This is a genomic window from Micromonospora sp. NPDC049102, assembly GCF_043197485.1.
Lineage (GTDB): Bacteria > Actinomycetota > Actinomycetes > Mycobacteriales > Micromonosporaceae > Micromonospora.
Genome location: NZ_JBICTE010000063.1, coordinates 1 through 4,335, shown reverse-complemented (window position 1 = coordinate 4,335; position 4,335 = coordinate 1). Strand labels below are relative to the sequence as shown.

At 66.0% G+C, this 4,335-nt stretch carries 5 protein-coding genes; 1 reads left to right on the top strand and 4 read right to left on the bottom strand.

Features of this window, described 5'->3' with window-relative positions; translation table 11 throughout:
- Nucleotides 1-332: 332 nt before the first annotated feature.
- From ACGFH9_RS30750 to ACGFH9_RS30740, 3 genes are read right to left on the bottom strand one after another with little or no spacing between them, the layout of a single operon-like run.
- On the bottom strand, nt 333-455 hold the full coding sequence (locus ACGFH9_RS30750) for a hypothetical protein (protein ID WP_393226361.1): 123 nt from the start codon (nt 453-455) through the stop codon (nt 333-335).
- A 41-nt stretch (nt 456-496) separates the two neighbouring features.
- Nucleotides 497-1,504, bottom strand: coding sequence for a tyrosine-type recombinase/integrase (locus tag ACGFH9_RS30745; RefSeq protein WP_393226358.1), 1,008 nt, complete (start codon nt 1,502-1,504; stop codon nt 497-499).
- Between the two features lie 52 nt (nt 1,505-1,556).
- Nucleotides 1,557-1,859: a hypothetical protein gene (locus ACGFH9_RS30740; RefSeq protein WP_393226355.1), complete on the bottom strand. Its 303-nt coding sequence runs from the start codon at nt 1,857-1,859 to the stop codon at nt 1,557-1,559.
- A gap of 307 nt (nt 1,860-2,166) precedes the next feature.
- On the opposite strand from ACGFH9_RS30740, the gene ACGFH9_RS30735 reads away from it, so the two are divergent.
- Nucleotides 2,167-3,294: a Fic family protein gene (locus ACGFH9_RS30735; protein WP_393226352.1), complete on the top strand. Its 1,128-nt coding sequence runs from the start codon at nt 2,167-2,169 to the stop codon at nt 3,292-3,294.
- 576 nt (nt 3,295-3,870) lie between these two features.
- Here ACGFH9_RS30735 and ACGFH9_RS30730 read toward each other — a convergent pair.
- Entirely contained in the window at nt 3,871-4,107 is a 237-nt protein-coding gene (locus ACGFH9_RS30730) for a hypothetical protein (RefSeq protein ID WP_393226349.1), read from the bottom strand.
- Between the last annotated feature and the right edge of the window lie 228 nt (nt 4,108-4,335).

The following is a 4,335-nucleotide window of genomic DNA, read 5'->3' as shown; positions in this document are numbered from 1 at the left end:
AACTCATCGGGGTACTTCTTCGGTGCCGCCACAGAAACTTCCTCCCCATGGCCATCAGACCATGACTACGAAGCTCCATCAAAGCGGGTAGCTCAGGCATTGATGTGCTGCATTCAGAGTTGTCGTCGGCGTCGGCGAGGTGGGACCGAGCAGAAGCGCGGACAGCAACTATGCGAGCGCGACCACGGGGAGGCGAGCGGCGGGCCCGTCGCAGAAAAGGCCTGTCGGCGAGCCAGGTTCCGCCGGACCAGGCAGCAGCGTGATGACGCTGACGCCAGCCACAAGCGCTGGCGCGCCCTGGGCGGACAGATGCAGCGCAAGAGTCCGCCGCTTCACGGTTGCTGGCCGAGCCGGATTAGAGTCTGGACGTCGCACCGGTCGGCCGCGTCGAGGTAGACGGCGAACCAGGCACGCTGGGCCGGCTTCGGCAACGCGCCGAGCCGCGTGCGGCGCATCCGGAACTGGTTCCCCCAACACCGCACGCGGCTGCTGTCCCCTATTCGGACTTGGGCGATGCGACGTGGTTCAACTGCGACCACGTGCCGGCGTGATCTGTCAGACGGGCCAGCGGATGGGGTTGGCCGGTCATGGCCGACAGCGCGTTGGCCACGTCGTGCAGGTCAGCCTTGATGTAGGTGATGGTGGAGGATCCGGGGCTGTCGGTGTGCCCGGCGTAGGCGCGGGCGATGCCGTAGCCGAAGTGTCGTTCCACCCAGGTCAGGGTGGTGTGGCGTAGCCAGTGGGTCGAGATGCCGTGCACGGCTACCCAGGGCAGGCGCTCCCCTAAGCGTTTCCACAGGTGGTCGTAGCGGCGGCTGGTGATCGGTTGGCCGTTGCGCGCGCGCAGGAGCGGATCGGTCGGCAGGACAGCGCCGCGAGCGTGGGCGTGCTCTCTCAGGTGTCCGGCGAGATCGAGGGTGATGGGCTGCCAGCGGACAGTGGGTCCTTTCTCGGTGAGGCGGACGAGTCCGTTGGTGGTATCGAGGTCGACCAGCCGTAGGGCCAGGGCGCCGCCGCGGCGGCACGCGGTCTCGGTGTGCAGGCGCAGGAGCAGCGCGTCAAGGATCACGTCGTTTCCGCTGGTGCGCGCCATCGCGTTGATCTCCTCCAACTCGTGTGCGGTCAACGCTCGGCGGGTGCCGGGTAAGCGTCGGGGTTTCGCGACGCGGTACGCGGGGCTGGCGGCGGCGTCGATCAGCCCGTCAGCGATGGCACGTCGGTAGAACGCGCGGGCGGCGGCGATGAGGTGCTCACCGGCGTGCCGGCCGTTGCGGCTGTTGCGCCGCGACACGGCGCTGGCGATCATCACCTGTTTCAGGGCCTCGACGTCGCTGGCGGTGACGGTGTCCAAGGGCCGCTCGGGCCACGCGGCGGCCATCCGCTCCCAGTAAGTGCCGTAGGTGCGGCGTGCTCCGGGCCCGGCAGCGGCGACAACACGGGGCAGGTACTCGGCGACCGTCGGCACAACCGACGGCGCCGCGGGATGCGATTGCAGATCGCTCACCGTGACACCCAGGTGAGCCAAAACTTGGCGAGCGGCAGCGACGGCGGCGGGGTCAGCGGTCATTGCCGGCTCCCGCCAGGTGAGTGTGCAGGTCGGCGAGCAGGCGTACGACGGTGTTGACGGAATGCACGACGAGCAGGTCGTGCGCAACGATGGCGGCGAGCAGTACGGGTTGACCGGGATCGATGCGGCACATGTGCCGGGCATTCGCCGGCAAGGGTAGGTCCCCTCGGCTACCCACCTGGTGGAGGCCGTCGCTGGCCGAGCAGATGACGAGCATGCCGTGGCGCGACTGAACGTCGAGGCGGTGGTGCGGGGGCCACCCCAGCGCGCGCACGAGGTGCTGCGCGCTCACCCGGCCACACCGTGCCGGAAGAGCCATCCCCAGTACCAGGCTGGCGTCGGTAATCGCCGGTGGGCAGACTCGGGCAGGTAGAGCGGGCATCGGCATCGGGGCTTGGACCCGTACGCGCGGGCAGGGCAGCAGGTACGAGTGGACCGACGAGATGTTCCTTCGGTCGGATAAGTGGTGTCATGACCGAACAACCTCATGCAGTGCGGTACGCGACGGGGCGTGACGCGTCAGGAGCGGCCTGACGCCCCCCACCCCGTAATGCTGAAATCAATCAGGGATTCAGCGGAAAGCATTGTATGATTAGCGCATGCTGTATCGGACTCCTGCACTCGCCGATGACGACAAGCGCGTGCTCGGCGAACTGGACACCATGCGGGAAAACCTGCGGTATCAGATCGCTGAGCCACACCGCTGGACCGGACAACTCCGACGCACCCTGATCGCCCACGCCATCCAAGGCTCCAATTCGATCGAGGGCTACCAGGTCTCCCTGGACGACGCCGCCGCGGCCGTCGCCGGCGACGAGCCGGTGGAGACGAACCCGCAGACCTGGGAAGTCATCACCGGTTATCGGGACGCCCTGACCTACGTGCAACAACTCGCCCGCTCACGCGAGTTCACCTGGCAGCACATGCTGCTCAACGCACTGCACTTCATGATGCTCCGCCATGACCTCAGCAAGTGGCCGGGCCGCTACCGCCCAGGAGACATCCACATCGACGAGGCGCACACCGGCCGACGCGTCTACACCGGGCCAGACGCCGACGACGTTCCGTCGCTGATCTCCGAGCTGATCGACTGGTTGGCCGACGGCGAACCAGAAACCCCGCTGCTTGTCCGGGCCTCCATGGCTCACCTGAACCTGGTCAAAATCCATCCCTGGCGGGACGGGAATGGTCGGATGTCGCGCTGCCTGCACACCCTCGTACTCGCCCGCGACGGTGTCCTCGCCCCAGAGTTCTCCTCGATCGAGGAGTGGCTCGGTGTCGGCCGAAACACCTACGCCTACTACGACGCGCTCGGTGAGGTCGGCGGCCCAACCTGGCAGCCCGACAACGACACCAGCAGGTGGATCCGATTCTGCCTGAGCGCCCACCACCAACAAGCCCAACTGGTCCGGCAACGCCTCAACCAAGCAGCGCATCTCTGGGAACTGCTCGACACCTGGGTCCGGCGCAACGGGCTGCCCGAGCGGGTCGTCAGCGCCCTACACCTCGCCGCCACCGGCGGTCGGGTGCGCCGCACCCTCTATCAACGCGACGAAAACCTCACCGACGACCAAGCAACCCGCGACCTTCGCGCCCTCGTCCGGGCGGACATGCTCGAACAACACGGCGAGACCCGCGGCAGGTTCTACCTCACCTCGCCGACTCTGCGCGACCTCGCCGCCCCCGCGCTGCGCCCAAAGGAAATCATCGACCCATACCGACAGTGACGCGCAGGCCGCGGCACTGCCACTCTCCCACAGTCAGCGCGCCGCGAACGGGCACCATTCCCTATCTACCGAATTGAACCCATGCAGCCGGTCGCATCGGCAGCATTCTAAACTCACAACATTTGGGGCCCAAATAGGCCAAATGGGACAGTCAATCTGTCCTATTTATCGTGATTTTCCACGACATTGGTGTCCGAGGGGGGATTCGAACTCTTGTACGTATCATCTGTGCTCCATTTCGGTTGCACACATGCTTATAGATTACGGCACGGCCAGGATTGGCTCAAAACTGACCGCATAACCGTACACATGCCTGCCGTCATCGAGTGGACTCAGTGAGACATTAGCGATGCTTGACAGTACTTAGTTCTGGTATCAGATGGTTCGCTGGGCAACGGAATCGAGCATGATGTCACCACCAGCAGCGGGCAGGTGTGGGTCGGCTACGTCGACGAGGGGATCTACGGCAGCGTCGGCTGGGGTAACAAGGGAGCGCCGCCGCCACCGCTGGGCGCACCTGGGCCGGTCCGGATCAAGTCGTGAGCGTTACCCAAACGGCCTAACGCAGTCTGCCAGCTAGCAGCCTTGGGCGATTTTTTTTACTGTGCCCGAGTTGTTCGAGCGCGATGTGCCGGCCGTCGCGAGGATCGCGCCGAGCACGAGCCAGCAGACCTGGGCGGTCGACAGCTGCTCGTCGGCGGTGGCGAGCCCGACCGTTGCGGTTCCGCCGGCGACCGTCACGGCACGCACCAACGCCGAAGCATCAATGCGGCGAGTGCGCTTGTTGCCGGAACGGTCGACCATGTCTTCCATGATGCCCGATCGCCGCCACCCTGCTCCGGACGCCACGGACGTGGAGGAGCCAACGCCTGCGGTGGCGCGTTGGCTTCTACGCACCCGCCTACGCCGTCTGCGCGAGCAACGCATGCTCACGCAGGAGCAGGTGGCTAAGAGCGCGTTTCACATTGCTGTCAGTCGGGTGTGTTGAAGGTGCGGCGTTGTTGGCGGGTGGCGGGTTCGCCTCGGGTGAGACGGCGGAGC